Origin of the sequence: Flexithrix dorotheae DSM 6795 (assembly GCF_000379765.1) — a bacterium.
In the GTDB taxonomy this organism is placed as follows: Bacteria; Bacteroidota; Bacteroidia; order Cytophagales; family Flammeovirgaceae; genus Flexithrix; species Flexithrix dorotheae.
Window position 1 is genome coordinate 513,629 of the sequence record NZ_KB903454.1, and the last position, 26,437, is coordinate 540,065.

Here is a 26,437-nt window from a genome sequence, read left to right on the forward strand (position 1 = left end):
TTAATACCAATAAGATATATGAGCAATACATTAAATATACCCACTATGGAAGAAATGGCTGCCAAAGGCCAGGAGCCTGAAATCCTTTTCTGGGTGGGATGTGCCGGTTCATTTGATGACAGATATAAAAGAGTGACTATAGCTTTCATAAAAATTTTAAATGCTGTTGGGATAAACTTTGCAGTTTTAGGACCGGAAGAGACCTGTACGGGTGACCCTGCCAGAAGAGCCGGAAATGAATTTTTATTCCAAATGCAGGCTGTTTCCAATATTGAAGTTCTAAATGCCTATAAAATTAAAAAAATTGTAACGGCATGTCCCCACTGTTTCAATACCATCAAAAATGAATACCCTGCGCTTGGGGGAAACTATGAAGTTATCCACCATTCCCAATATCTTCAACAACTTATTGACAGTGGCAAAATAAAAGTGAAAGAGGGCGGAGAATTTAAAGGGAAAAAGATTACCTTTCATGATTCCTGCTACCTGGGCAGAGCCAATGATATTTACGAAGCCCCCAGAAAAGTATTGGAAACACTGGATGCCGATCTGGTAGAAATGAAAAATTGCAAAAAAAACGGGCTTTGTTGTGGCGCAGGTGGTGCACAAATGTTTAAGGATGCGGAAAAAGGCAAAAAGGAAATTAATATAAAAAGAACTGAAGAGGCGCTTTCCACAGGTGCAAAGGTAATCGCCTCAGGTTGTCCATTTTGCATGACCATGCTTTCCGATGGCGTAAAAAATAAGGAAAGGGAAAAGGAAGTAAAAGTACTGGACCTAGCCGAACTAATTGCAACTGCAAATGATTTGTAGTGGTTATATATTTTTTGGATACAATCACTTAAGCTGGTGCACGCATTTTGCGTGTACCTAAGCTTAAAAAAACCTGAAAGTTTAAAACGCTCATTTATTTAAAATGCACAAGTAATCGCTTTGCTTTTTACTTAAGTCAGGAAGATAGGGCCTGGGCAATCCGTTAAACTGCTTAATTTTTGCCTTCCAAATATGAATTTGAGATTAATTCAGCCCGGAAAGCTGTATTTTTTTTGATTAATTGGAATAATAAATTAATTTTTTGTTTATTTATCAGTTGTAAAGGATTTAATTTTTACTTTTTCACTCAAAATTAATTAGCCTATAGCCTCAAACACTACCAATTACAATCCTTTTTTGTAATGAAATGTCGTAATTTAACTAATTAAAAATTTATTTATGTACACTAACTTTTCTGAACTGCCTTCAAATTCGAGAGTATGGATCTACCAGGCAGCTAGAGATTTAACTGAAGAAGAAATAAAAAAAGTTGAAGACTGGTTAACTTACTTTATTAGCACCTGGCAATCACATGGGTCAAACCTCTGTGGTTCTTTCCAAATACTTTACCGCAGATTTATTATATTGGGCGTAGATACTACCAATAATTTACCATCTGGTTGTTCCATTGACAGCTCCGTGGCCGCTTTAAAAGAAATAGAAAATGGTTTGGGTGTGGGCTTATTTGAAAGAACTCAAATTCCATTTCTAGAAGAAGGAGGAAAAGTCACTACCGTAAACCTTTCGGAAATAAAACAGAAAGTGGAGTCGGGAGTAATCACTCCTCAATCACTTACATTCAATAACTTAGTAGATACAAAAGAAAAACTGAAAAGTGAATGGCTAACCTGTGCCGGAGACACCTGGCTGAGCAGGTATTTTAAAAAATCAGTAGCCTGAAAAATTGATTATCATGTAATCAAAAAAGCCAACAATCTGCGATGATTGTTGGCTTTTTTGATATTTCAACCTATTCTTTTTCCCTTAGTAAAACATTTATTTATTCTGAATTTTCAACAGTTTTTGATTTAGTTCTTCATTCTTGTTGATTTCAGTTTGAAGTTCCCTTCTGAGTTTTGTTTCCTTCTGATAAGTTTTCTTTTTATAATCCTGCAATTCTTCTGTTGCCTCCTCGTATTCTTTTATTTTTTCCTGAGCGATTTCATTGCTGGCTTTAAATCTGGAAAAGGCAATTCCCGCCACACCAAGTAAAATAAAAATAACAAAACAACTGATGTAAATGTAAGTATCCTTATTCATCACTATACCGATGAAACTCAGGTTGTCTCGCCCTTCTTTACTTTCTTCCAGTGCTTTTTCCGTCTCTGCCAATTGGTTTTTTAAATCGTCAATAGATTTGGATTGTTCCACAATTTTGCTTTTTCCCTTAGCGATCTCACCATCCCGTGCGGCAATAGAATCGGTAATAGATTTCCAGAAACTATTTAAGTTCGATTTTTTAACTACTTCATAAACTTCATAATCCGAAGACTTCTTTTTAAGGTCTTCAAACTGCCCCTGAAGTGAATTTTGGGTAGAAGTGGAATCAGAATTTTGTGCATTTGACTGTATCCAGAAACAGAAAATAATAATAGTGCTAAGTATTGAGTACCTAAAAAAATTCATATGATTAAAAAATATTTGAAATAATTTAAAAAATCCTGTACAAAAAGTCAACGAGGAAAATTAAAGAATTATTAAATCAATAATTCTTCCAAAGTTATTTTTTTCGGTGTAAGAATGAATATTTACCTTTACGCCCTTATTAAATTTACCGAAAACTTTTAACCAAAGTAAACCATGTCTCTAGAGGTAACCAAAGATTATCTAAAAAATTTGGAGGAGGCCATAGAAAATAAGCAGGATAGTGCCATTAGGGAAATGCTGGATGGACTTCATGCTGCTGATATTTCTATGATCCTTGACCAGATGGAGGCAGAACAGTGCAGATATGTTTTAAGCCTTTTGGATAAACAGATTGGGGCTGACATTATCACCAATCTGGAAGAAGATACCCAGGAAGATTTTCTAAAGGTTTTCAACTCCAGGGAATTGGCCGAATTCATGGATTTGTCTGATTCCGATGATGCTGCAGATATTCTGAATGAACAACCTGTGAAAGTTCGGGAAGAGGTTCTCGCAGGCATGCAGAATAAGGAAAAAACAGCCTACATCCGTGATTTATTGAAATATGATGAGGATTGTGCCGGAGGATTAATGGCCAAAGAACTTATTCGTGCCAATATTAATTGGACGGTAAAACAAACAATTGAGGAGATCAGACGGCAAACCAAAAATGTTGATAAAATATTAACGGTTTATGTGGTAGATAATCAGAATGCTCTGATGGGAAGAATTTCCCTAAAAAAAATAATTCTTTCGAAGGACGATACTGAAATAAAAGAAATTTATATTCCGGATATCCAATCGGTCCAAACTTACTACGATAAAGAAGAAGTAGCCGAAATTATGCAAAAATATGACCTGGAAGCGATTCCGGTGGTCAACGTTCAGGGTAAACTTTTGGGCAGAATTACCATTGATGATATTATTGATGTGATCACAGAAACCGCAGAAGTAAACCAGCAAATCATGTCGGGTATTTCCGAAAATGTGGAAGAAGATGATAATGTCTGGATGCTGTCCAGAGCCAGATTACCCTGGCTTTTAGTGGGAATGTTGGGCGGATTAATAGGTGCACAATTTATTGGTTTATTTGAAAATGACCTGAAACTTGTGCCTGCCATGGCTTTTTTCATTCCCCTGATCACGGCTACAGGGGGAAATGTGGGCATTCAATCCTCCACCATCGTGGTTCAGGCCTTAGCCAATAGTGCGGGAATTTTTACCAGTTCTGCTTCGGAAAGGCTTTTTAAAGTATTTTTAGTGGCCTTGATTAACGGGTTGGTCATTTCCACAGTTGTATTTGTATTCAATATTTTCTTTGCCGACATTCAAATGGCTATCGTGGTTGCTCTCGCTTTATTTGCGGTGGTTTTATTGGCCTCCTTTATGGGTACTATAACTCCGATTTTGCTGGATAAAATGGGCATAAACCCGGCTTTGGCTTCAGGCCCATTTATTACCACAGCAAATGATTTATTAGGATTAGCAGTCTATTTTATGGTGGCCAGATTACTCTTTAATGTGATTTAACTCTTCTAAAAATTATACTGGCATTGTGTCCGCCAAAGCCAAATGTATTTGAGAGAGCCACATTTACCGGGGCGGCTACTTTATCCCCAATTACTAAGGAAACATCCTCTGGCAATTCAGGATCTATTTGAGTAGTATTAATGGTTGGAGGAATAATGTTTTTATGAATGGCCATTACGGAAGCTACTGCTTCAATACTTCCTGCCCCACCAAGTAAGTGCCCAGTCATTGACTTGGTGGCACTAATCAGGGGTTGTTTTTCAACATGTCCAAACAGCTTTGAAATGGCTTTCAATTCTGATACATCACCAAGACCAGTGGAAGTTGCATGTGCATTGATATAATCAATTTCCTGTGGAGAAATTCCGGCATCTTCGATGGCCAAGCTCATACTATCAAAGGCTCCTATTCCTTCCGGGTGCGTAGCTGTGATATGGTAGGCATCAGCAGCCATCCCCCCTCCAATAATTTCTGCATATATTTTTGCTCCCCTGTTTTTAGCGTGTTCATATTCCTCCAAAATTAAAGCAGCCCCTCCCTCTCCTATTACGAACCCATCTCTGTTTTCATCAAATGGTCTGGAAGCCCGGGTGAAATCCTCATTATTGGTGGATAAAGCTTTCATAGCATTGAAACCGCCTACAGAAGCCTGAGTGATAGGCGCCTCTGACCCTCCTGTAACAAAAACATCTGCCTTGCCCCATTTTATGTAATTGAAGGCGTCAATAATAGCGTTGGAGGAAGAGGCACAGGCAGAAACAGTACAAAAGTTAATTCCCTGAAAACCGTGTTTTATGGAGATCAGTCCAGCGGCAGTATCGGGAATAATCTTATGGATGAAAAAGGGATTAAACCTTGGGTTTCCTTCATTTTTCACAAAGCCTTCCACTTCTTCTTCAAAAGTTTGAAATCCACCAATTCCAGTGGCCCAAATTACCCCAACTCTTTTTTTGTTGATTTGATCCAAAGGAAGTGCAGCATCATTTAAAGCCTCCTCACTGGAAACCATGGCAAATTGCGTATATAAATCCATTTTCCGGGCTTCTTTTCTGTCAAAATAATCCAGTGGATCAAAATCTTTTACCTCACAGGCAAAATGCGTTTTAAATTGTTTATGATCGAACCTTGTAATTGGGGCCGCTCCGCTTTTTCCTTCCTCCAATGCCTTCCAATACTGATTTAAATTATTTCCTATTGGGGTAATGGCTCCCATTCCCGTAATGACTACTCTTCTGTTTTTCATAGATCTGTTTTTAGGTTTACTCCAGAATTAATTTGGACAAAAACAAAATATACCGATCGGTATATTTTTAATTAAAAAAAATCAAAGTTTAAGGTTTTCTAATATTTCCCTTTCTAAATCTTCCATTAACATATTGAAGTAGTGCAACTTACCTGTTGTTTTGGCCAAAAGAATCCCCCCTTCAAAAACTGCCACCATTTTAAGTGCAAACTTTTCCGCATTGATATCAGGTTTAATTTCTCCTTGTATTTGTCCCTTGGCAATAATGACTTTCAGGCTGTTTTTCCAGTTTTCCAATGCTTCTGTAACTTTTTTCTTCAGTTCCGGATGATTATCATCAGCATCCGTGGAAGTATTTAAAATAGCACAACCTCCTCTTTCAATAATATCTTTAAAGCTTGCCCGGGAAAATTGTAAAAATCCAACCAGTTGTTGTATAGAATTTTCACCAGCCAATTGCTTAAAGCCTAATTTTTGGATTAACCAATTTAGGTTATAGTCAAAAGCCTCCAGCGCCAGGGCATTTTTATCCTCGAAATTATTATAAATACTGCCCTTAGTTAGTCCGGTTTCTTTCACCAACAAATCCATTGAAGTACCATAAAAGCCTTTCTTATTAAATAGTAAGGCTGCTTTTTCTAAGATTTGCGCTCTGTTTTTTTCCTTTTTTTTCAATGTTAAAATCATTTTGCCACAATAATATACCGATTGGTATATTATTCCAAACTTTAGAATTAATATTTTAATACTGAATCCATTATTCTAAAGCAATTCAGGTTCTTCTTTCTCCAATTGTAACCCTAATTTCCTTTTTTCTTCTATAGCCTTTTTATATTCCAGTGGGGGACCAACTTTCTCAAGGATATTTACATAATTATCCCAGTGGTCATAATTAAAAGGGTCAAACTCTACGGATTTTCTACTCCAATCCCTTGCTTTTAATAATTGGGTACTATCCGCACCCGAATGGAGCATGACGAAGGAACTTTCGAAATAAATACCCGGATCAATAAAATGACGGTCTACTTCAAATCCCCTGGCTATGACTTTTTGAGCCTCACGGATCGCCTGTTCATGTTCACCGATTGCTGATAAAACCATTGCCAAAGTGGACCTGAAAACATAATTATCTTCCTCCCTAAGAGAGATGGCTGCTTTTATCCATCCCAATGCCTTTTGTTGTTGTTCCGGACTTTTTGTAGCCAAAATATCATAGGATTGGGCCACAATGTTATTTAGTCCCCGGGATTTGACTTTGGGATCGGTTTCTTTTTCGTAAAGTGTTGCGCTCAATTCCATCCATTCCCAGGCGTCTTTTTTGTTTAATTTGCACAGGATTTTTGTTTTTAGGGCTGCCTTTTTGGGGTCTTTTTTTAAATCAGTAGTTTTATTAATAAAGTTAAGCGCCAGTTCAAGAAAAACCGAATCATCAGTTGTAGAGAAAATCAGGTTAGCAGAATAATAGTTTCTATCATTTTTTGTCCCAATATTACTGGCACCTAGTTCACCTCCCTCTAATAATTGCACCGCTTCATCCCTTTTTTTCAACCTGAATAAAGCAGCCATATAATTATAAGTATAAAAAAAGCTTTCCTCAAACGCCAACTTAGCATACTCCAGGGCCTGCTGGGATTTTCCGGAATCCAGGGAACTCTTCAATAATGTATTTGCCAGGCTATTATAAAAAACCTCAGGACGCATTTTCCCCGGATTAATTTCGTAATACTCCACCCCCTGCTTAAATGATTGAATTGCTTTTTCTGGTTCATGCAGCTTCTTGTAAATTAATCCTTTTAAATAAGCAAGGTCAGAACTATTAGATTTTTCTAGGCTCCTGTCTGTCCATTCAATTGATTTATTTAAAAAGGTAGAATCCCCTACCCAACTCTGCAAATCCGAAAGGAATCCATAAACAATTTCAGGCTGTTTTTCTTCACTGAAAGACAACAAATATTCGTTCATATACCATTTACAAAGTTCTTCATATCTTTCAAGATTCGTATTTTCTTCCCTTTCATTAAACTCTTCAATCTCCATAAATCTGCTTATATGGCCTGGATTAATATTCCCGTAATTAAAAGCCACCTTCAATTCTTCCTTATAAAAGAAAATCCCCAAACAAAGTAAATTGGAAAGTAACAGACTTCTCCAAAGCATACCGTCCAGCTTTATTTTTTTCAGGATTAAGGCTACAATTAATAATCCCTGACCAATTAGCACCATTTGCAATTGGAAATCTGCAAAATCCAACCCTAAAAAATTACTAAAAATCGCTATAAATAAAATGATAAAATTGATCCCCAGCAGATAAGACCAGACAGATCGATTTAACACAATTAAACTTTTATTGGCCAAAAGAGCCGTATAAAGCAGCATTGTGGTTAATAATAGGAGCACTGAAAATTGGTTCTGGTTAAATAAAACCAGGTATAAAAACCAATAGAGCGACAATTCAGCCAAAATCCATCCTATTTTTTTTATTTTATTTAACTTAAATACCTTGATCAAACCAGCATCAGCATTTTGCCGCCATTCAGTTTCCTTTTCTGAAGAGAAAAAGATCTGAACTACCCGAACAAGGGAAAGTAAAGTAAATCCCAAAGTGGCCAGTGGCTGCCATTTGTAATTGAATTGACCTAAAAAAGCAAGCAAAACCATAAAGCCCACAATTCCGGATGAAATGGGCAAAAGGTAGGTTTTTCCAATGTAGAAAAAATCATCTTTAAACCAATAGTAAGCTGCTTTTCCTTTTTTTATAAAAGCTTCGCTGTTAAAATATAAAATAGTGAAAACAGCCAGTAGAGAAAAAGCTATGGCCAGGAATTTGGAGAAAAACAGGCCGCTGGCAATCAGAATAATAAAGAAAATAACCACACCCAAATCTCTGAAATATTGCATAAATCCTGCTATAGGATTGATTTCCCTCACATAAGCATTAGCTTCATTTAACTGGTTTAAAATCTTTTGATTCAGCAGTTTGAACCTTTTTTCATCCTCTTTAGAAACATGTTCTTTGAGCAGCAAATGCTCTTCCTTGTTATTTAGGGACCTAATCAGGTTAAAACATTGCTCTAATTTATCCGAAACATCCCTAAATCTCAATCTCGAGGCAATTACAACCAAAAACATGATAGAACAAAGCAGGGTGAGTATAGCCAAAATACTGAAAACATGTGTTTTTTCAGTCATTATTCCCATGGAGTTGAAAAGCCCTTCAAAATTGAGCAATAACAGCATATTGAAGACATCATTATACAATACCACAAAATCCTCCACCCCAGCTAGTGTGATTAAATCATTGGCAATTAATTGCAGAAAAGCACTAAAGGAAAGAGCACCAAATAAAGTACTTTCTATTACATAAGCTTCAATCCGTTGTTTTTTAGAAACAAAACCAGTTTCCAGACGGACGAATGCTTCATCATTTTCATCTGCAGATAATTTTTGTTGGAAGGTTAGTTCCTGCTTTTTTAAGGCTAATAATTTTGATATTTTGAGTTTTCCCGGAGAAATGGTATTCAACACAAAATAGAGATAAAGAAAGGTGATAAGGGCAAAAAATAACCCGATGTATCCCACAAGAAAATAGTCTATGTCCGAAAATTCATCAAATAACACATACATCAGGTTTCCTTCAAATGCCGCCATCAGCACAATTAAGGTAAATTGCCATGCTTTGGGTTGAATTTTTATTCTGGAGGGTTTTTCATCTTTGAAATTGCTGAAAAGGTTTTCATAATACTGCCCTACTTTTTTTTGTCTGAGTTTTGCAAAAAATAAAACAACCAGAGCAATACCAATGATTTTGAGGAGAAAGAACAAAAGGGCAAATATTTGTCCTACATCACCCTGGAAGAAAAAAATCAGGTTAAATACCCACAGAGAAGAAAATCTTAATACAAAATCAAGGGAAACCGGCAGTATGGAAGCCGGGATGAATAATGTTTTCTGGTATTTCTCTCTTTTAAACTTATTTAATAGATTTTTTTTAAGCAGGCTAACTTTCCTTTTATCCCCAACTTTTAATTCCAGTTTTCTATAAAATTTCCCTAGTTTTTCTTCCCTTTCATTTTTCACAAAGCCCTCTTTTGCCTTTTCGGCAAAGTGAAAATACAATTCTATAACGGCCAGGGTCTGGTGGAGAATTTCATTTTCCTGACTGTGTATGGATTCCCAGATACTGTCTTCCTGATCGGATTTTTTAGCATTTACCCTGCTCCCATTGCTAATACATTGATTAATCACATCTCTGGAATATTCTCCTTCTAAAATTTGGAACAGCGCTTCCCGCCATTCTATAGTTACATCGTCAGGAATGGAAAACAAGGTATCTTTACTGTGAATTATCCTCGATGCCTGAAATAAAGCTTCTTTTGAAATTTGCATGTTAAAACTCAAGAAAAAAATTCAATGGGGAATTTAGTAAAGAATAAAAATAACTTCTCATTTTCTTCTTGTTCTTTTTGCTCAAAAAGTCTTTGTTTTTTGTGGCAAAAGCCATCATGAGCAAAAAACACCGCCTATAAATTTGAACATTTTTTCAACTTTAATTAAACAAGCGAAATTTTAAACTCTAATTTAAAATTAAAGCTTATAAAGCCCAATAATGAAAAGCAATTGCGCTATTAAATTCACCAGGAAGATATAAAAAGGCTTTTCAGGATGAGCAATTTAATACAGATAAATAAGCTGGATTAAAACAACTGGAATTTTTTAATAGGCTTTTACCTTTTCTCTAAATTCCTGAAAGGTATCGAAAATACTTCCGATCACAACCATATTTACCAGCCATTGAGGAAGAAAATCATTAGGTTCTGCAAAAATCTGATAAATCACCTCAGTAGTTCCGTCTTCCTGAGGAATAAATTTCCAGGAACCTTCAGATTTTTTAATTCTTTTTTTTCCATCAGCTTCAGGAATAAAATCTGGCATACTTTCTAAAAAAATAGTTACAGCCCCTGATTTTTGATCCACCACCAGTTTGTTTTTACTTACCAGATCCTTGTTATTGAAAGGCCAGGGAATATCTATTTCTGCGTAGGTGTACCAGAGAGAATCATTTTCTATTTTAAGGTCTTTGAACTCCACCACTCTGTTAATCCAATCCTTTCCGGCATTTGCATCTTTTATTAAGGCGACACAGCTTTCCACAGAAGATTCCAGTTTTACTGTAGCCTTTATCTGTTTAAAACCAACTTCTTCAATATTTTTGGTGTAAATCTGGATGCCGGATTTATCTTTGGCGAGTTTCCAGTCGGCAAAAAACATGTAGGAAGGAACAAAAATTTCAAAAAGGCTGGCAAGCACTAAAGTGAATAACATAGCTGACGATTAGTAATTTTCTAGTAAATTTTTTCCCCTTTGACCAACCACTTTCCCCATTCTTCATTGTAGGCATGCACTTTTTCCGTAGGTTTATGAGTTTCGGTAAAAACAGGTTTTCCTTCATTTACCCAGGAAAATATCCCTCCGTAAAGATTTGAAACATTTTTATAACCCATTTTTATCAGCCTTTCGGCAATTTTTTCACTTCTATAACCAACTGAACAATAGACTACAATTTTCTGGTCTTTGGAGATTCCTTCCAAAGCATTTCTTCGGAAAGTATTGTATCCAACCCAATGTGCATTTTTCAAATGGCTCACCTCAAATTCCTCTTTTTCTCTGGCATCAAGTAAAACAATATCTTCAGTCAGATTTAAATCTTCAGTATGAACCTCATCAACAGAATGAGCCAGCAGATCATCCACCATTTTATTAAATTCAACCTGGCAAAAAGCAGAAGGGGACAACAAGACAAGAAACAAAAAAATAACTTTTACCATGAAAATAAGATCTTTTGAAAATAACACCTCCAATCACATAATGTTCCCAAACCTCTTCATTTTCAGTCATCCTCTTCATCATCATCGTAGCCAAAATATTCAAATAAGCGGTCAATATCCCTTCTTTCCTTCTTAGTAGGTCTGCCAAGACCTTTTTCTCTGTTAGATTGTGAAGAAATCCTGATCATTTCCAGCTTATCCAATTCTTCCTGTGGCGTTACATCAGTAATATAATTTTCCACCAATTTTGCTGAAACCCTGTTTTTCAACAATTCCTTTACTTTAAATTTTCGGGTGATAGCCCCTCTTTTTACCTCAAAAAAATCTCCTACTTTTACCTCTCTGGAAGACTTTACATTTTGCCCGTTAAGCATAATCCTACCACTTTTACAGGCTTCTGAAGCAATGGTTCTGGTTTTACAAATTCGAACCGCCCAAATAAATTTATCAATTCTCATCTCCTTTCAGCAATCAATTTTATAATATCAATCTGGTAAATTCCGGTTTTAAAGTTAGTTAATTTGACAATTCCGATCATCATTTCTAGATTCCGGAATAATCTTTTTTAACTTTGGGCTATATTTTTTTTATATTCCAATACTGATTTTCAGCCAGTTAGGTAAACAAGAAAGTTTACCAATATGCACAAAAATTTTCCAGGTTAATTTGAATAAATAATTATTTTTCCTGAGATTGACTAAAACATCAAACAGGTATATATTACCTGTCTATTTCTACCATTGAAAAACATTAATTTATAATTGAAAATGAAAAAAGCTAAACTATTCCTACTGACAATCCTTTGTCTTGTAATAACTCCTGGTATTTATGCTCAAATTTCTTCCAAGGCAGATGTAGAGTTTTATACTGCAGAATGGACAGGTGAAAGACTGCCCGATGGTAGGCCTAAAGTTCCTGATAATATAATTGAAAGGATGAAGAAAATCTCTATCGAAGAGGCCTGGGGAGTATTAAGAAATGAAGGATTTCACAATCAGTTCGAAGGGAACTGGATGATGATTCATGACAAGCAAACCATTTGTGGAAGGGCATTAACCGCTACATACCTTCCAAAACATTCTTCCTTTGAAGAAAGAGTTAAGAAAAAAGGTCATGACAACGGCAGAGTTGGGGCGATGAACTCCTGGCCTATTGATATGTTACAGAATGGGGATGTATATGTAGCAGATGCATTTGGTAAAATTGTGGATGGTACACTCATAGGAGATAATTTGGGTAATTCCATTTATGCAAAATCAAAAAATGGAGTGGTTTTTAATGGTTCACTCCGAGATCTTCAGGGTTTAGAAAAAATCGAAGGATTTAATGCATTTGTAAAAGGATGGGACCCCTCTTTTATTCAGGAAATGATGCTTTACGGACTAAATTCCCCAACCAGAATCGGGCGGGCAATCGTAATGCCTGGAGACATCGTATTGGCAAAACGAGAAGGAGTAATTTTCATTCCGGCTTACCTTGCCGAAAAAGTGGTGATCAATGCAGAATTTATCGCCTTAAGAGATGAATTTGGAATTGAAAAACTTAAAGAAGGGAAATATACTCCGGGAGAAATTGATACGCGATGGACCGATGAAATTAAAAAAGATTTCTTATCATGGTTGGATGCTAATCCCGATAAATTACCCATGACCAGAGCTGAATTAGATGAATTTATGAAAAAAAGAAACTGGTAATGTTAAACCTATAGACTTGCAAAAACTACTCTGTAATCAAATCAGAACAGAAAAACACCGATTAAAACCTGCCTAAAAAAATGAGGCAGGTTTTTTTTTACAAAATATGTAAATGGATTATTTTTTGTTTCGTTACTAATCAACAACATTAAAAATTATTATTCGTAATAACACTTATTTAAATAATTATCCAATTTAAAGCAATGATGAAAAAACTTATTTTTCAATTATTAGTAGTAGGATCTTTCATTACTTTCCTAGCAAGCTGCGATGATGACAGCGAAACCGAAAAAACCCCTCTAACGGAAGCTGAGGGTAAAGTAGTAGTGCAGGATATCGTTACATTGACGGCCGAAATAAACAGTTTGAATATGATGGGGCTTGATGCCTTTTCTACTGGAATGGGAAATTCAGGTGGCAGATATGCTGAAGATGAATTCTGTGGTGAAATTGAATTTTCTTACACGGAAACTCAGGTCAAAATGTCTGTAGACTACGGAGACCAGGGATGCGAAGATGAAGACGGATCTTTAATGAAAGGGAAAATTATTTTTACAATCGAAGGAAATGGAGAAGGTTCTACCATTACCCAAACTATGGAACTTGTTAATTTCTCAAGTGATGGAAATGGAATCAATGGTACATTTACTTCTGTAATCTCTAACTTTAATGAAGAAGATTTTAGTTCAGCGATCATCACAACAAGCGCAAATGATGTAACCCTTACCTTTGCCGAGGATGGTTCTACGTTAAAATACAGTGGTACACATACTTATAGTTTTGAAATTAACTCAGAAGATTTTGAGTTGGAAGTACTTAAAGTAGATGGAACTGCAACTATGGTAAGTAGAAAAGGAATTACTATCAGTTATGACATCCAGAATGATCTGAATTACAAATCAGCATGTTTTGAAAAGGATGTTTACCATGCCGTGGCTGGTTTAATGGCTGTTTCTACAAGTATTCACAACGACTTCACATTGGATTTTGGAGATTCAACTTGTGACAATATTGTTACTGTGAAGACAGGCGATTTAGAATTTGACCTGGAATTGGAAAATGAGTAAAAAAGAAAAAAATCCTAAAATGAGCCCCTGCAAAGGGGCTTTTTTTATGTTCAATTATTTCAATAACCAGCTTTCTGCATTATCGTAATTCCCAAAAATTTCAACTTTTAGCTTGGGACATTTTGATTTGATTTTGGCCACATCCTCCTTGGTTTGAAAATTAGCCACAAAATTTACCGCTGCTACCACTGCAATATTTTTATTTCCAAAATAACTAAGCTTTCTTGAAGCCCTTGGATACCAGTTTTCCATCCACCAGCTAAATGCTTCTGGTTTTACATGCATAAAATTCTGATCTAATAAAATTTTCTGCACCTTTTTATGGTATAAATCTGAGTCTAAGATTGTTTCCCAGGCCTTTTTAAATTCCTCCAGAGTGGTAAATCCATAGTAAATCACCTCCATTAAAGCAAGGGCTTCATGGACCACTATGGTAATTGTATCACCAGCGAAAAGGATTGTTCTTTTTTCTTTCATATGCACCAAATCCCACTCAATATTATTTATTCTAATGACTTTTCAAAAATTTTAATTAATTTAAAATCTCAAAACTACACTTTTGATTTTTTAATCTTAATTCAGATGGAAAAATTCATTTTAGCTAACGGTACAGACAGAATTTGCAGTAAAATTCAAATTAATCACTTTGACCAAATGGTTACCTTAAAATATTTTGGCAGCCAAAATGAAGAAAGTATCAAAGAAGCCTATTGCAAGGTATTGGAAACTTTCGAAAGCTTCAAAGGTGAACTTTTCAGATTTCTTCCCGACCAAAGTGAACTGGAAACAGAAGAAAAAAATCACGATAAAAATTTACCAAAAAATGTCCTGAAGCAATTGGTACAAGCTGGTGTAAAGTATGTTGGAGCGGTAGAGAATCCGGAAAAAATTCCTAACCCCAAAAATACAGTGACACTCCTTACACCAAATGAAAAGGATAGCGGAATTTCAGTTGCCTCCTTCTCTTCATTCGATGAAGCATACGACTGGCTTACTTCCAAACATTAATTTCTACTAATTGAGCAAATCTACTATTCACCCAATAAGGGGGTATTATTTCTTTAAATTTACCCTATAAAAAAAGCCTGTTTCTAAGAAAAACAGGCTTTTTGTTCCTAGTGTCAAATTAATTTTTATAAAAACAATATTGCAAAGCCATTCAATTACCATTACAGGTTTAAAATACCTTGCATTGTTTATCCAAAAATATAATTAAAATTGTGATATAAAAAGAATTTTTAAGGTAAAAAGACAATTCTTCTCCCTCAATCTGTTTATTTCAAGGTTAAAAATACGTTGCCTGTTCCAAGTTTAAACCCTTGATTGTACCCAAAAACAGCGTACCTTATTTTGGGGGATAAAATATTCTAAAAAGTCACTGTCCACTGCTTATTATCTTTAATGAAAAAACTTTTTTCAGGATAATTTTGAAACCTTCAATCATAGTGGGAGGTTTTATACCATTCCTGGAAGCAATTTAATATGGTAAAAATTCATTAGATTGCGGCCCAAATCATGGTTGGTTGATCCATAACTTACCCTTTGGCCATTCAACTTCAATTTGAAATAGGAAATAACAAAAGGATGGGTCTTGGAATTAATTGAATAAAAAAAATAAAAGCCATTTTAAGGTTAGATTTCATTAATAAAACATGAAAGATAAAGTTGTAATCATTACTGGAGGCAGTTCCGGGATTGGAAAAGCATTAGCAGATGAATTTGGTTCGAAAGGTGCTAAAATTGTAATTACAGGGAGAAATACTGAAGCCCTTGATCATTCTATAGCTGATTTAAAAGAAAAGAACATTGAAGCATTCGGGATAAAATCCGATGTTAGCAAGGAAGAGGATAATAAGGAAATGGTAAAGCAGGTATTAGAAAAATACGGAAAAATTGATATTCTCATTAATAATGCAGGAATATCAATGAGGGCCTTATTTGAAGAACTAAATCTGGATGTAATCCGACAGGTAATGGACATCAATTTTTTTGGGACTGTAAATGCCACTAAATATTGCCTCCCGGAAATTATTAAAACTAAGGGAAGTATTATTGGAATAAGTTCAATAGCCGGATTCCGGGGATTGCCTGGTCGAGTAGGTTATTCAGCATCAAAATTCGCCATGCAGGGCTTTTTGGAGGCCCTTAGAACAGAGTTACTTTATAAGGGAGTTCATGTTTTAACCGCCTGCCCAGGATTTACGGCTTCCAATATCCGAAAGAAATCCTTAACCAATGACGGTTCTCATCAGGGAGAATCCCCCAGAAATGAACAGAAAATGATGAGTGCAGAGGAATGTGCCAAACATATTTACAAAGCCACTAAAAAAAGAAAGAAATTCCTGATTTTGACTCCAATTGGAAAGATTACGGTATTTCTAAATAAATTGTTCCCCGGGTTTATGGATAAAATGACATATAATGCCTTGGCAAAAGAACCAGATTCTCCATTTTCAAATTCTAAAAATTAACCCATAACCTTCTGGTTTCCTTCAATGCATTAAACTATCAAATGCATAATGATAAATTCCTTTTGAATTATGGTTCGATTATTTTCACATCGATCACCTCATTATCGGCTGACTGGTTAAATTGATTTTCAACATCTACCACAACCGCTTCATCATATTCACCAAACCAGTCAGCCAATTTTTGTTTGGCTTCAAACTTTATATCATCATTTAGAAAATAAGTTATTTGGCTTAAAGCAAGGATCAAAGCCCCAAGATCATCGGTAAACCCTAATGCTGGAAAAACATCCGGAATGAGATCCAATGGGAGTAGAAAATAACCCAAAGCACCTAAAATTGTCACTTTGGCTTGCTTGGGCACTTCATCTGATTGCAATGCGTAATACAGTAACAAAGCGGCATAAACCACTTTTACGCCTGCTTTTTTTGCATTTTTTTTGATTTTTTTCCACAAAAGAACCTCTTTATATTCTTTTTTGTAATCTTCTACTTCAAGTATTTCCATAGATTTGACATTAATACAGTTCTAAATTAAGCAATTCAGGGAAAATTTTTAAAGAAGGATTAACAATTAGTTTTATGATAAAAAAATAAGCTTTATTATCTTGGGAAGATTCTAAAATATAATTTTTACCTTCTAATGATAAACCTTTATCATACTTCTACTAAACAAGGACTAACTTCAATAATTCCCAAAAACAATAATCATTTTGGTATAAAGTTCCCGCAACCTGTAGTTTGGGCGGTTGAAAAGCATTCAAAACCACTATTCTTATTCCCCCAGAATTGCCCGCGAATTTCTTTTCGGGTAGATGCGAAAACCTCTAGTGATGACAGAAAAAAATTCAAAGAAGAATACGCTTCCAATCAAGTAATCATTATCGAAAGTAAATGGTATGAAATTCTACAAAACCAACCTCTTTACCAATACGAATTAAATTCTGGAAACTTTAATTTAGAAAAGCCTTCTCTGGGGCTTTATTCCTCCCTCCAAAGCGCTGAAATCCTAAACCAAAAATTAATTTCAAACCCTATTGCTGAAATAATTAGTCTTAATATTGAATTAAAAATTACACCTTCCTTATGGAAAACATTTGACTACCTTTCGAAGTTTACTTACCAAACCTTTTTTATCAACCTGAAAAATGCAAGTCCGCGAATGATATTCGACTAAACAAGACAAAAAGTCCTGTTATTTTTCAATACAGCTTTAAAAATCAGTCAAATTGACATTTATTCCAGTGGATTTATTAATAATTTTCATAAGGTATGTCGTTTGAATGAAGAAGTGAGAATAAAACAGAAAGCTATGAAAACTGATAAAAATATATCAAAATTGTTAACTCAAAATTTAAATTTTCTAAATGGGATAAATGGAGGAGTTGCTATGACTACGGTAGAGGCAGAATCCCTGGAATCGGGAATTTTGCTCAATATCCAAACCCCCTCCCTTCAGGAAGAACATTTTGAAATTGAATTAAATGAGAACCTTCTGGTAATCAAGACTATATTCCCTCACCTGGGAGAAAATGGTTTTCTGACCCGAACATTTCCTCTTATCGATAAAATTGATAAAGCCGGAATTGAGGCTAGTTTTGAGGAAGGTATTTTAAAAATTTCCCTTCCCTATAGTTCCACTAAATTAACTCCTCCGACCAGGATTAATATCAGAAAGCCGTAAAAAATCATATTTTTTCTCACTGATTATCAGTAGTATAACTAAAAAATCAAAAAAAATAAAAGTTTTGATTTTAAAAAGGTTGCTATTTAAAAATATCTTCTATTACTTTGCATCACAATTTCGCCAAGGGGGTTAACGGAGAGTTGCCTGAGTGGTTAAAGGAGCGGTTTGCTAAACCGTCATCGTGAGAGCGATGCGTGGGTTCGAATCCCACACTCTCCGCAGAAACTTTATAATGCGAAGTTGTAGAATTGAAAATTACGGGGTGTAGCGCAGTCCGGTTAGCGCACCTGGTTTGGGACCAGGGGGTCGCAGGTTCGAATCCTGCCACCCCGACTAAACTCGAAGACATTCGAGTTTTTTCAATTAAGGCGGTCTTGTAGCTCAACTGGATAGAGCAACTGCCTTCTAAGCAGTAGGTTCCAGGTTCGAGTCCTGGCAAGATCACAAGGGAGGTTATTAAAATCAAAGTCTCAATTTAGATTGAGACTTTTTTTATTGTCTATGGTTAAATTTACCCTATTTAACCCTATTATTCAATAAAATAACCGAATATCATGAAAATACGATTTAAGTTGAGAGAAACGTCTCTCAATAATTTCTATTTGTATTGTCTGGTAAGGGTAAACAAAAAACCTGCAAAATCTGCAATTGCTACTGGTATCAGACTAGAAAAAAAAGATTGGGATTCCAAAAAACAGACCATCACCAATGATTCCCTGGAAACTGAAATCATGGCCCTCAACCATTTCAGAAATGAATTAAGAGATACTTACAGGTTTCTTTTAAACAGGAATGTTCCGGAATTACTTTCAGGTGAATTACTAAAAAAAGCTTTTGTTTTAAATGAGAAGCCCAGCATTACGCTTTTGCAGGCCTACGAATCTTTTTTTAACCGCTTGGAAGACCTCAGAAAAAGGAAAAAAATTATTTTAACTGACCTTTCCTTAAGAACTTATAAAAACAGAAGGAATTACGTCCGTAAATTTCTTCTAGAATTTCATGACCTTGATTACAAACTATCATTAGTAAATGAACCTTTCTTAGACAGCATATATGATTATGGATTTCATATAAAAGGCGATAAACATAACCATCTCATGAAAGTCCTCCAGTTTTTAAAACGGATTTTAGCCTATTCAAAAATAAAAGGCTGGATTCCGATTAACCCCGTTGAATTGTACCCCATCAGGTATGAGAAAGGAAATACAGAGAATTATTTATTTGAACATGAACTAGAGAAAATTAAGAACTTTCCTCTCTCAAGCGAGGTGCTGATTAAAACAAGGGATCTATTTATTGCACAATGCTGGTCGGGATTTGCCTACAATGAATTTCAATCATTCAATTATGAAAAAGACACCTTTCTATATAACAAACGAAGGTTTATATCAAAGGACCGGCAAAAAACTAGAGAGAATAGTCTTTTACCCGTTTTTCCGGAATTTGATCGAATATTAAAAAAGTACAACTACAACATTCCTGTTTATAGCAACCAGGCGTACAATCGCTACCTGAAAGAATTAGGTGCAATTGTAGGGATAGATTTAAAACTTACTACCCATGTCGCTCGGAAAACTGCTGGCCACATTTGGTTAAATAAAGGAGTAAAAATGGAGGCTGTGAGCAAAATGCTAGGCCATAAAAGTATAAGAACAACAGAGCAGCTCTATGCTAAAGTGCATCCTGAGCTAGTTTTTCGGGAAACTAAGCATTTAATTTTATAACCGACTAATTGCCAATTTTTTTAAACTTGCAAAATATTTTGTTCGCCTATTTTTTAGCTGATTATCTACCCGACAGAAAACTTGGAGGGTTATTCCTAGCATTTTGGTAAGGGAATCTGGAAAAAAACATGAATGCAAAAATTCCTTACCCTAAATCCTATATACGCAGCACAAAATCATTACATCGGTTTGAGGTTTTACCAGGACAACAGAAATTTATTCACGTGTAGCGGTAAAAAGCATCAAAAAAATTAAAAATTTGTTAGATTAGGGAAAACAAAAATATAGTGAGAGTAAAGAGCATTGGTTGGCTTTGCTCAATTGTTGGGCTTCATTAATAAAACCTCAAAATGGAATTAACCGAATTATATAAACTTAGAAGAAACTTTTCAATTATTGGTTTAACTGGAAGGACTGGTTCAGGTTGCTCTAAAATAGCCGAACTTTTGGCTTGTGATTTTAACACTTTAAAAAAAGGAATTAGAGAATCACCTGAAATTAAAGATGAATTAGCTAAAAAGAAACATAGTATTTGCTACGATTATTTATCATATAACAATAATTGGCAACCTTATGAAATAATAAAATATAAGGATATACTCCTGTTCTACTTAATTAGCTATTACTCACAAGACTACAAAGCTTTAAAAAAAATCATTGAAGCTTTTTATCGAGAAAACAAAAAGGAAGATAATTCTGAAATAGCAACGGAAGTTGCTAAAAAAATCACGAAAGTATTAGCAAACTCAACTCTCGTTACTCAAATTGAAGGCTATAAAGGTGACTTTTCCTTAATTAAAACTAAAGAGGAGTTAAAAAAGTTACACAACGAATACTTTGGGACTGATTTCCAGCAATTAGCATCTGAAATATTTAACATTCTTGAGCAACATGGTTACTTCAGAAGATCATATTTACTCCATCATTTAAGTTGTAATATTAGACAGAGTGGTAATCCTCTAAATCCAGATGAAGTTTATGACATAAATTACATCTATACATTAGCTCAATTAACCAATAGACTTATTAAAGCTAAAAAACAGCACAATGATAGAAATGGTAAACCTTCAAAAATTGTGATTGACTCATTACGTAATTCACTAGAAATAATGTTCTTTAAGGAGAGATATTCAGGGTTTTATATGATGGCTACAAAAGACGGGAATAATAGGTTAAAAAGTAGGATTAATAACAGGATTACTAAGAAAAAACTTAAAGAAGATGTCTCTGTGCTTATTGACAATGTTATTGATTTGGATGCAACAGAATATAAAACCAGTGACCATTCGAGAGGTGTCTTCTCCAGTCCAGATGTCTATAATTGCATTCAGAAGAGTGATATTCATGTAATCAATCATAGATTGGAAGATATTCAAGAATCTGACAAAAAAGAACCATTTTATACTCGTGAAGAACAACTATTAAAGTTTATTTCCTTAATCCAACAGCCAGGAATAATTACCCCTTCCTCAAGTGAAAGGTGTATGCAAGTAGCTTTTAATGCAAAATTGAATTCTGGCTGTGTTTCAAGACAAGTTGGAGCCGTAGTTTCTGATGAACATTACTCTATTAAAGCTGTTGGATGGAATGACGTCCCAAGTGGTCAAACACCTTGTAACCTCCGTTCAGCTGATGATTATAGAACCAATAATCTTGACGAAACCCATTACAGTAAATTTGAACGTGGTGAAGGAATCGATAAAGTTGATGTAGATTTTAAATACAAGAATAAAGAGCCCAAATCTTTTCCTGGTGCTATCACTGAATATTTTAAAGGTTCTGATACTTCTAGAGCAAACAAACATCTTAACGGCAAAAATTGCTCATTCTGTTTTAAAACAATACATAATCACTTTGAAGGTGAAAAAAATCAAGTTCATACAAAATCTCTTCATGCAGAAGAGAACGCTATGCTTCAGATAAGTAAATATGGTGGTCAGGGTTTAAAAAAAGGCATTCTCTTTACGACTGCAAGTCCATGTGAGCTTTGTTCAAAAAAGGCAACTCAATTAGGTGTAGACAAGGTTTATTACATTGACCCTTACCCAGGAATATCTGAACCACAAATTCTTTCTTATAACAGAAATAAAAAATTAGAATTAGTTCAGTTTAATGGTGTAATCGGTAAATCGTATACAAAATTATACGAACCATTTATGGCGTATAAGGATGAAGTCACTATTATGCTTGAAAACTCACCCATTAAAAAAAGTAATTGGGAAAAATCAATAGATGGTATTGAAGACCCTAATTTAAAAGAAAAACTATTATCAATTCTAAACGATAAGAAGGAAATAGACGAACAAAAGCTAATAGAATTATTAAAATAACGAACGAATGCCCAACAATATGTATAGTACATTGGAATTGCAACAAAAAACTAGACAAAAAGTTAAGCTGCATTTAGATAAAATAAATTACTAAATTGATCAGGGGTTATACCCTAAATAAGCGTGTATTCTTTTTCTGTTGTACCAGCCTTCTGTAAATTGAAAAATATCTAATTTAGCTTGTTGGATAGTTTGGTATTTTCGATGTTCAATTAATTCTGATTTTAATATTTTAAAGAAATTTTCTGCCACGGCATGCGATGCCCGGCATTATCCCAACAGTTACCCTTTCTGCTCATACTTTGTATCACGGTTGTGCCTGCTAATTTTTTTCTGAAAGCTTCACAAGCGTATTGTACTCCCCTGTCTGAATGAAAGATCAAATTGGGCTGATATTTTCTATTTTGCAAAGCCCTGTCCCAAGCTGCTATAGTAGTATCCTTAGCTGTCATATTATCACTGAAAGCCCATCCAATAACTTTTCTATCATATAAATCGATGATATTGGTTAAATATAACCAACCTTCATCAGTAGGAATATACGACTAGGCGTCCCCGTAAATATCAGACACCCATTTTTGCCCCGGCTGTTCGGCATAAAAATCCCTGTTTAAGTGGTTTTCTGCCACTTGATAAGAATGATTACTTTGAGTAGTAGTCACCTTGTATTTTTTCCTGATGATACTTTGCAGGCCTTCCTGTTGCATAATCCTGGCTACTCTGGGTCGAGAAACTTTTAAACCTTCCTGTGCTAATAATATGGTGATTTTGGGGCTTCCATACCGGCTTTTACTGTCCTGATAAATATCCTTTATTTTTTCTTTTAACACTGAATTTTCCTGTTCTCTTTTCGATGGTTCCCGCCTAAGCCAATGATAACAACCACTACGGCTGACTTTAAACACCTTACACATCCTCTCAATAGCAAACTGAGAACTATTACCCTTTATAAATTGGTAGATTTGCCATCTTTTCTGGAGAAGATGCTGATGCCCGGCAGGCGTTCCTGTTTTTTAGGATTTCCCGTTCTATTTCAGCCTCCCTTAATTCCTGCTTTAATCGGGCTATCTCAGCTTGTTCATCTGTCATGACTGCTTTACCGTTCCCAGCAAAACTATTCTTGCCATATTCAGCAAATTCTCGTTTCCATCGGGTAATTAATTCTGTACGTACCCCAAGGTCCTGGGCTACCTCTCTTGTAGATTTACCTGATAAGCAGAGTTCTACAGCCATCTGCTTAAAAGATTTATCATATTTCCTTCTTTCTTTTTCATCTCTGTAAAGTTAAGTGTTTTAGGCTTAACTTAACTTCTTGTCCAGTCAAATGTTGCAGGTCCATTCCTTTATGGAATAATGGAATTTGATACCTCCCCGATATTTTAAACACATATAATTTTTTGGAATAGATTATTAGTAATTGCGAATGAAAATATTTTATTTAGCAGTCTTTCACTATTAAAGTTATGTAAAAATAAAAAATTTATTAGATTTAGGATATAAATACTCAATACGGTTAAAGTATGCAGGTAAGCTTTGCCGAAAATAGTTGTATTTGAAAAGAACAAAATTACAACATTAAAACCTCCTCTTGACCGAGAGAATATATCTTTACCCAGAATTAATAAAAAAGGAAATCAAAATTATATGTCCGAAGACCAAAAGAAACAACTTGAAACCCAACTTTGGAACATTGCCAACACCCTTAGAGGGAAGATGAACGCAGATGAATTTCGTGATTACATATTGGGATTTATCTTCTACAAGTACTTGGCGGAGAAAATGGAATTATATGCCAATAGTATTTTAAAACCTGATGGTATTGTTTTTACTGATATTAAAGAGGAAACAGAAGAAGGACAGGAATACATAGCCGCTATCCGTGAAGAAGCATTAGAAAAGTTGGGTTACTTCTTAAAACCTTCTGAATTGTTTAGTGAAGTTGCCAAAAGAGGGAATAGCGACAAGGAAGGAGCTTCTAATTTTATCATAGAAGACCTGCAAAAAATCTTAACCAACATCCAGTTAAGTACAATGGGTACGGATTCGGAAGAGGATTTTGACAACCTCTTTGAAGACATGGACTTAAATAGTACCAAGTTGGGCAAGACACCAGAAGCACGAAATGAAATTATAGCAAAAGTATTATCTCATTTAGATAAAATTGATTTCAAATTAGAGCAAACAGAAATTGATGTGCTTGGTGATGCCTACGAATATCTGATTGGGCAATTTGCTTCGGGTGCAGGTAAAAAAGCTGGTGAATTTTACACCCCACAAGAAGTGAGTACAGTTCTGGCAAAGATTGTTACTACTGGTAAAACAAAGTTGAAATCGGTGTATGACCCTACCTGTGGTTCAGGTTCATTATTGTTGCGTGTGGCTAAAGAAGTAGAAGATGTGAGTAATTTCTATGGACAAGAATTAAATCGTACCACTTACAACTTAGCACGTATGAACATGATTTTGCATGACGTTCATTACCGTAAATTTGATATTAAGCAAGAAGATACCTTAGAGCATCCGCAGCATAAAGACGATAAATTTGAGGCTATTGTTGCCAATCCACCATTTTCTGCAAAGTGGAGTGCCAACCCTATTTTTACAAGTGATGATCGGTTTAGCCAGTATGGAAAATTAGCTCCTGCCAGTAAAGCCGATTTTGCCTTTGTGCAACACATGATCCACCATTTGGCTGATAATGGTGCTATGAGCATTGTATTGCCACATGGAGTATTATTTAGGGGAGCAGCAGAAGGACATATACGTAAGTATTTAATAGAAGATAGAAACTACTTAGATGCGGTTATCGGTTTACCTGCCAATATCTTTTATGGCACAAGTATTCCAACGTGTATATTGGTATTTAAAAAGTGTAGAGAAAACCCTGATGATATTCTTTTTATTGATGCCAGCGAGCATTACGATAAAATTAAAACTCAAAACCAACTTCGCCCAAGCGATATTGAAAAAATAGTTACTACCTACCGCAACCGAACAACAGAAGATAAATACAGCTATGTAGCACCATTAAGCGAAGTAGCCGAAAACGATTACAACTTAAACATCCCTCGTTATGTAGATACCTTTGAGGAAGAAGAACCGATTGATATTGAAGCCGTAGCGACTGAGCTAAAGATAGTGGATACCGATATGGCAACCACCGATAAGGAAATAGCTGCATATTGTGATGAATTAGGAATTTCAACCCCGTTTTAAGATGGAAGTAGCTACAAAGCAAATATTAGTGCCTGAGTTGAGATTTCCACAGTTTACAGAAAGTTGGCATAATATAGAACTCAACAAAGCAGTAACAATTAATCCTAAAAATTCTGAATTACCTAATTCATTTATATACGTTGATTTAGAAAGTGTAAATAATGGGCATCTATTGAAAGAGGAAAGGCTCGATAAACAAGATGCCCCAAGTAGGGCACAAAGATTATTGAAACAAGGTGATATCCTATATCAGACTGTCAGACCATATCAAAAAAACAATTACTATTTTGACAAAGCTGAAAATGATTACGTAGCATCAACTGGTTATGCACAAATTAGGACTGAGAATAATTCTAAATACATTTTTCAATATATTCACACTGATTACTTCGTAAATAAAGTGCTATTAAGATGTACTGGAACAAGTTATCCAGCTATCAACTCAACAGATTTATCTAAAATCAAAATAAATCTACCCCCACTCCCCGAACAACAAAAAATAGAGGCTTTCCTTACCAAAGTAGATGACAAAATAGCTCAACTCACAAAAAAGGCGGAATTGTTAGAGCAATACAAAAAAGGGGTAATGCAAAAAATCTTTAAGCAAGAACTAAGATTTAAAGATGATAATGGCAAAGAGTTTTCGAAATGGGAGAAAAAGAAGTTGGGAGATTTAGCAACGAGAGTAAAGGATAAAAACTCCGATAATTCAATAAATTATGTATTAACTAATTCAGCTACACAAGGAGTTGTTAGTCAAACAGATTATTTCGATAAAGACATTGCTAATCAAGGTAATTTAGATGGTTATTATATAGTGGATAAAGACGATTTTGTTTACAATCCAAGAGTATCAGTTCATGCCCCTGTTGGTCCTATAAAAAGAAATAAATTAGCTAAGGGAGTCATGTCTCCTTTGTATTCTGTTTTTAGGTTTAAGGATAGCAATTTGGAATATTTTGAGTATTATTTTGAAACAGCATATTGGCATAAATATTTAGTAAGTGTTGCTAACATTGGTGCAAGACATGACAGAATGAATATTTTAACCAGTGATTTTTACAATATGCCTATTCCATATCCTTGCGAAGCTGAAAGATTAAAAATCACCAAGTTTCTAAAAAATCTTTCAGATAAAATAGAGCAAGTCAATACCCAACTTACCCAAGCCAAAATTTGGAAAAAGGGCTTATTACAAAAAATGTTTGTGTAGT

22 protein-coding genes, 3 tRNA genes and 1 pseudogene are annotated in these 26,437 nt (G+C 35.0%); 16 read left to right on the forward strand and 10 right to left on the reverse strand.

What is annotated here, in order from left to right; all coding sequences use genetic code 11:
• Positions 1-18: 18 nt before the first annotated feature.
• Both A3EM_RS0124245 and A3EM_RS0124250 read left to right on the forward strand, forming a co-directional pair.
• A complete protein-coding gene (locus A3EM_RS0124245; RefSeq protein WP_020530852.1) occupies positions 19-813 on the forward strand; it encodes a (Fe-S)-binding protein in 795 nt (264 codons plus the stop codon).
• A 399-nt stretch (positions 814-1,212) separates the two neighbouring features.
• Positions 1,213-1,713, forward strand: a complete 501-nt coding sequence (locus tag A3EM_RS0124250) for a hypothetical protein (RefSeq protein WP_020530853.1) — start codon at positions 1,213-1,215, stop codon at positions 1,711-1,713.
• A 96-nt stretch (positions 1,714-1,809) separates the two neighbouring features.
• Here the strand turns inward: A3EM_RS0124250 and A3EM_RS43540 are convergent, their stop codons facing one another.
• Positions 1,810-2,439, reverse strand: coding sequence for a hypothetical protein (locus A3EM_RS43540; protein ID WP_020530854.1), 630 nt, complete (start codon positions 2,437-2,439; stop codon positions 1,810-1,812).
• Between the two features lie 174 nt (positions 2,440-2,613).
• Here A3EM_RS43540 and mgtE point away from each other — a divergent pair, with 174 nt between their 5' ends.
• On the forward strand, positions 2,614-3,969 hold the full coding sequence (gene mgtE / locus A3EM_RS0124260) for a magnesium transporter (RefSeq protein WP_020530855.1): 1,356 nt from the start codon (positions 2,614-2,616) through the stop codon (positions 3,967-3,969).
• On the opposite strand, the gene fabF is transcribed toward mgtE, so the two are convergent.
• From fabF to A3EM_RS0124295, 6 genes are all read right to left on the reverse strand, one after another.
• Complete coding sequence (gene fabF / locus A3EM_RS0124265) at positions 3,956-5,212, reverse strand: beta-ketoacyl-ACP synthase II (RefSeq protein WP_020530856.1); 1,257 nt, start codon at positions 5,210-5,212, stop codon at positions 3,956-3,958. The genes mgtE and fabF overlap by 14 nt on opposite strands.
• Before the next feature lie 81 nt (positions 5,213-5,293).
• Positions 5,294-5,887 carry a TetR/AcrR family transcriptional regulator gene (locus tag A3EM_RS0124270; protein ID WP_026210564.1) on the reverse strand — a complete coding sequence of 198 codons (594 nt, stop codon included), beginning with the start codon at positions 5,885-5,887 and terminating at the stop codon, positions 5,294-5,296.
• Between the two features lie 87 nt (positions 5,888-5,974).
• Complete coding sequence (locus A3EM_RS47990; RefSeq protein ID WP_020530858.1) at positions 5,975-9,598, reverse strand: tetratricopeptide repeat protein; 3,624 nt, start codon at positions 9,596-9,598, stop codon at positions 5,975-5,977.
• Positions 9,599-9,925: 327 nt separating this feature from the next.
• The gene (locus A3EM_RS0124285; RefSeq protein WP_020530860.1) at positions 9,926-10,534 is read right to left on the reverse strand and encodes an SRPBCC family protein; all 609 of its coding nucleotides are present in this window, start codon (positions 10,532-10,534) and stop codon (positions 9,926-9,928) included.
• A 20-nt stretch (positions 10,535-10,554) separates the two neighbouring features.
• Positions 10,555-11,037: a rhodanese-like domain-containing protein gene (locus tag A3EM_RS0124290; RefSeq protein WP_026210565.1), complete on the reverse strand. Its 483-nt coding sequence runs from the start codon at positions 11,035-11,037 to the stop codon at positions 10,555-10,557.
• A 62-nt stretch (positions 11,038-11,099) separates the two neighbouring features.
• Complete coding sequence (locus A3EM_RS0124295) at positions 11,100-11,495, reverse strand: RNA-binding S4 domain-containing protein (RefSeq protein WP_020530863.1); 396 nt, start codon at positions 11,493-11,495, stop codon at positions 11,100-11,102.
• A gap of 309 nt (positions 11,496-11,804) precedes the next feature.
• Between A3EM_RS0124295 and A3EM_RS0124305 the strand changes: the two genes are divergently transcribed.
• Both A3EM_RS0124305 and A3EM_RS0124315 read left to right on the forward strand, forming a co-directional pair.
• Positions 11,805-12,731: an RraA family protein gene (locus A3EM_RS0124305; RefSeq protein ID WP_020530864.1), complete on the forward strand. Its 927-nt coding sequence runs from the start codon at positions 11,805-11,807 to the stop codon at positions 12,729-12,731.
• Positions 12,732-12,934: 203 nt separating this feature from the next.
• On the forward strand, positions 12,935-13,798 hold the full coding sequence (locus A3EM_RS0124315; protein ID WP_157638052.1) for a hypothetical protein: 864 nt from the start codon (positions 12,935-12,937) through the stop codon (positions 13,796-13,798).
• Between the two features lie 54 nt (positions 13,799-13,852).
• Here A3EM_RS0124315 and A3EM_RS0124320 read toward each other — a convergent pair whose 3' ends face one another.
• The gene (locus A3EM_RS0124320; RefSeq protein ID WP_020530867.1) at positions 13,853-14,275 is read right to left on the reverse strand and encodes a hypothetical protein; all 423 of its coding nucleotides are present in this window, start codon (positions 14,273-14,275) and stop codon (positions 13,853-13,855) included.
• A gap of 105 nt (positions 14,276-14,380) precedes the next feature.
• Between A3EM_RS0124320 and A3EM_RS0124325 the strand changes: the two genes are divergently transcribed.
• Positions 14,381-14,806, forward strand: a complete 426-nt coding sequence (locus A3EM_RS0124325; RefSeq protein ID WP_157638053.1) for a hypothetical protein — start codon at positions 14,381-14,383, stop codon at positions 14,804-14,806.
• A 644-nt stretch (positions 14,807-15,450) separates the two neighbouring features.
• A complete protein-coding gene (locus tag A3EM_RS0124335) occupies positions 15,451-16,269 on the forward strand; it encodes an SDR family oxidoreductase (RefSeq protein ID WP_020530870.1) in 819 nt (272 codons plus the stop codon).
• 67 nt (positions 16,270-16,336) lie between these two features.
• On the opposite strand, the gene A3EM_RS0124340 is transcribed toward A3EM_RS0124335, so the two are convergent.
• Positions 16,337-16,774: a YkvA family protein gene (locus tag A3EM_RS0124340; protein ID WP_020530871.1), complete on the reverse strand. Its 438-nt coding sequence runs from the start codon at positions 16,772-16,774 to the stop codon at positions 16,337-16,339.
• Between the two features lie 135 nt (positions 16,775-16,909).
• Between A3EM_RS0124340 and A3EM_RS0124345 the strand changes: the two genes are divergently transcribed.
• From A3EM_RS0124345 to A3EM_RS46200, 7 genes are all read left to right on the forward strand, one after another.
• Positions 16,910-17,443 (forward strand): DUF6886 family protein, encoded by a 534-nt coding sequence (locus A3EM_RS0124345; RefSeq protein WP_020530872.1) that lies wholly within the window; start codon positions 16,910-16,912, stop codon positions 17,441-17,443.
• 135 nt (positions 17,444-17,578) lie between these two features.
• Positions 17,579-17,950 (forward strand): Hsp20/alpha crystallin family protein, encoded by a 372-nt coding sequence (locus A3EM_RS0124350; protein ID WP_157638054.1) that lies wholly within the window; start codon positions 17,579-17,581, stop codon positions 17,948-17,950.
• A 137-nt stretch (positions 17,951-18,087) separates the two neighbouring features.
• Positions 18,088-18,172, forward strand: a tRNA-Ser gene (locus A3EM_RS0124355).
• 39 nt (positions 18,173-18,211) lie between these two features.
• Positions 18,212-18,286 (forward strand) — tRNA-Pro (locus A3EM_RS0124360).
• A 37-nt stretch (positions 18,287-18,323) separates the two neighbouring features.
• Positions 18,324-18,397, forward strand: a tRNA-Arg gene (locus A3EM_RS0124365).
• Between the two features lie 110 nt (positions 18,398-18,507).
• Positions 18,508-19,677: a site-specific integrase gene (locus A3EM_RS0124370; RefSeq protein ID WP_083925296.1), complete on the forward strand. Its 1,170-nt coding sequence runs from the start codon at positions 18,508-18,510 to the stop codon at positions 19,675-19,677.
• A gap of 350 nt (positions 19,678-20,027) precedes the next feature.
• Positions 20,028-22,007 (forward strand): cytidine/deoxycytidylate deaminase family protein, encoded by a 1,980-nt coding sequence (locus A3EM_RS46200; protein ID WP_020530875.1) that lies wholly within the window; start codon positions 20,028-20,030, stop codon positions 22,005-22,007.
• A 99-nt stretch (positions 22,008-22,106) separates the two neighbouring features.
• On the opposite strand, the pseudogene A3EM_RS43550 reads toward A3EM_RS46200, so the two are convergent.
• Positions 22,107-23,276 (reverse strand): annotated as a pseudogene (locus A3EM_RS43550) (IS3 family transposase); the annotation flags it as partial.
• 375 nt (positions 23,277-23,651) lie between these two features.
• On the opposite strand from A3EM_RS43550, the gene A3EM_RS0124390 reads away from it, so the two are divergent.
• Together A3EM_RS0124390 and A3EM_RS0124395 are read left to right on the forward strand one after the other, a co-directional pair.
• A complete protein-coding gene (locus tag A3EM_RS0124390) occupies positions 23,652-25,223 on the forward strand; it encodes a type I restriction-modification system subunit M (RefSeq protein WP_020530876.1) in 1,572 nt (523 codons plus the stop codon).
• Between the two features lies 1 nt (position 25,224).
• Positions 25,225-26,436 (forward strand): restriction endonuclease subunit S, encoded by a 1,212-nt coding sequence (locus A3EM_RS0124395; RefSeq protein WP_020530877.1) that lies wholly within the window; start codon positions 25,225-25,227, stop codon positions 26,434-26,436.
• Position 26,437: the final 1 nt, after the last annotated feature.

Coding starts and splice junctions, on each gene's coding strand:
- A3EM_RS0124245 (WP_020530852.1), top strand. CDS start 19: ATGAGCAATACATTAAATATACCCACTATGGAAGAAATGGCTGCCAAA.
- A3EM_RS0124250 (WP_020530853.1), top strand. CDS start 1,213: ATGTACACTAACTTTTCTGAACTGCCTTCAAATTCGAGAGTATGGATC.
- A3EM_RS43540 (WP_020530854.1), bottom strand. CDS start 2,439: ATGAATTTTTTTAGGTACTCAATACTTAGCACTATTATTATTTTCTGT.
- mgtE (WP_020530855.1), top strand. CDS start 2,614: ATGTCTCTAGAGGTAACCAAAGATTATCTAAAAAATTTGGAGGAGGCC.
- fabF (WP_020530856.1), bottom strand. CDS start 5,212: ATGAAAAACAGAAGAGTAGTCATTACGGGAATGGGAGCCATTACCCCA.
- A3EM_RS47990 (WP_020530858.1), bottom strand. CDS start 9,598: ATGCAAATTTCAAAAGAAGCTTTATTTCAGGCATCGAGGATAATTCAC.
- A3EM_RS0124285 (WP_020530860.1), bottom strand. CDS start 10,534: ATGTTATTCACTTTAGTGCTTGCCAGCCTTTTTGAAATTTTTGTTCCT.
- A3EM_RS0124290 (WP_026210565.1), bottom strand. CDS start 11,037: ATGGTAAAAGTTATTTTTTTGTTTCTTGTCTTGTTGTCCCCTTCTGCT.
- A3EM_RS0124295 (WP_020530863.1), bottom strand. CDS start 11,495: ATGAGAATTGATAAATTTATTTGGGCGGTTCGAATTTGTAAAACCAGA.
- A3EM_RS0124305 (WP_020530864.1), top strand. CDS start 11,805: ATGAAAAAAGCTAAACTATTCCTACTGACAATCCTTTGTCTTGTAATA.
- A3EM_RS0124315 (WP_157638052.1), top strand. CDS start 12,935: ATGATGAAAAAACTTATTTTTCAATTATTAGTAGTAGGATCTTTCATT.
- A3EM_RS0124320 (WP_020530867.1), bottom strand. CDS start 14,275: ATGAAAGAAAAAAGAACAATCCTTTTCGCTGGTGATACAATTACCATA.
- A3EM_RS0124325 (WP_157638053.1), top strand. CDS start 14,381: ATGGAAAAATTCATTTTAGCTAACGGTACAGACAGAATTTGCAGTAAA.
- A3EM_RS0124335 (WP_020530870.1), top strand. CDS start 15,451: ATGAAAGATAAAGTTGTAATCATTACTGGAGGCAGTTCCGGGATTGGA.
- A3EM_RS0124340 (WP_020530871.1), bottom strand. CDS start 16,774: ATGGAAATACTTGAAGTAGAAGATTACAAAAAAGAATATAAAGAGGTT.
- A3EM_RS0124345 (WP_020530872.1), top strand. CDS start 16,910: ATGATAAACCTTTATCATACTTCTACTAAACAAGGACTAACTTCAATA.
- A3EM_RS0124350 (WP_157638054.1), top strand. CDS start 17,579: ATGAAAACTGATAAAAATATATCAAAATTGTTAACTCAAAATTTAAAT.
- A3EM_RS0124370 (WP_083925296.1), top strand. CDS start 18,508: ATGAAAATACGATTTAAGTTGAGAGAAACGTCTCTCAATAATTTCTAT.
- A3EM_RS46200 (WP_020530875.1), top strand. CDS start 20,028: ATGGAATTAACCGAATTATATAAACTTAGAAGAAACTTTTCAATTATT.
- A3EM_RS0124390 (WP_020530876.1), top strand. CDS start 23,652: ATGTCCGAAGACCAAAAGAAACAACTTGAAACCCAACTTTGGAACATT.
- A3EM_RS0124395 (WP_020530877.1), top strand. CDS start 25,225: ATGGAAGTAGCTACAAAGCAAATATTAGTGCCTGAGTTGAGATTTCCA.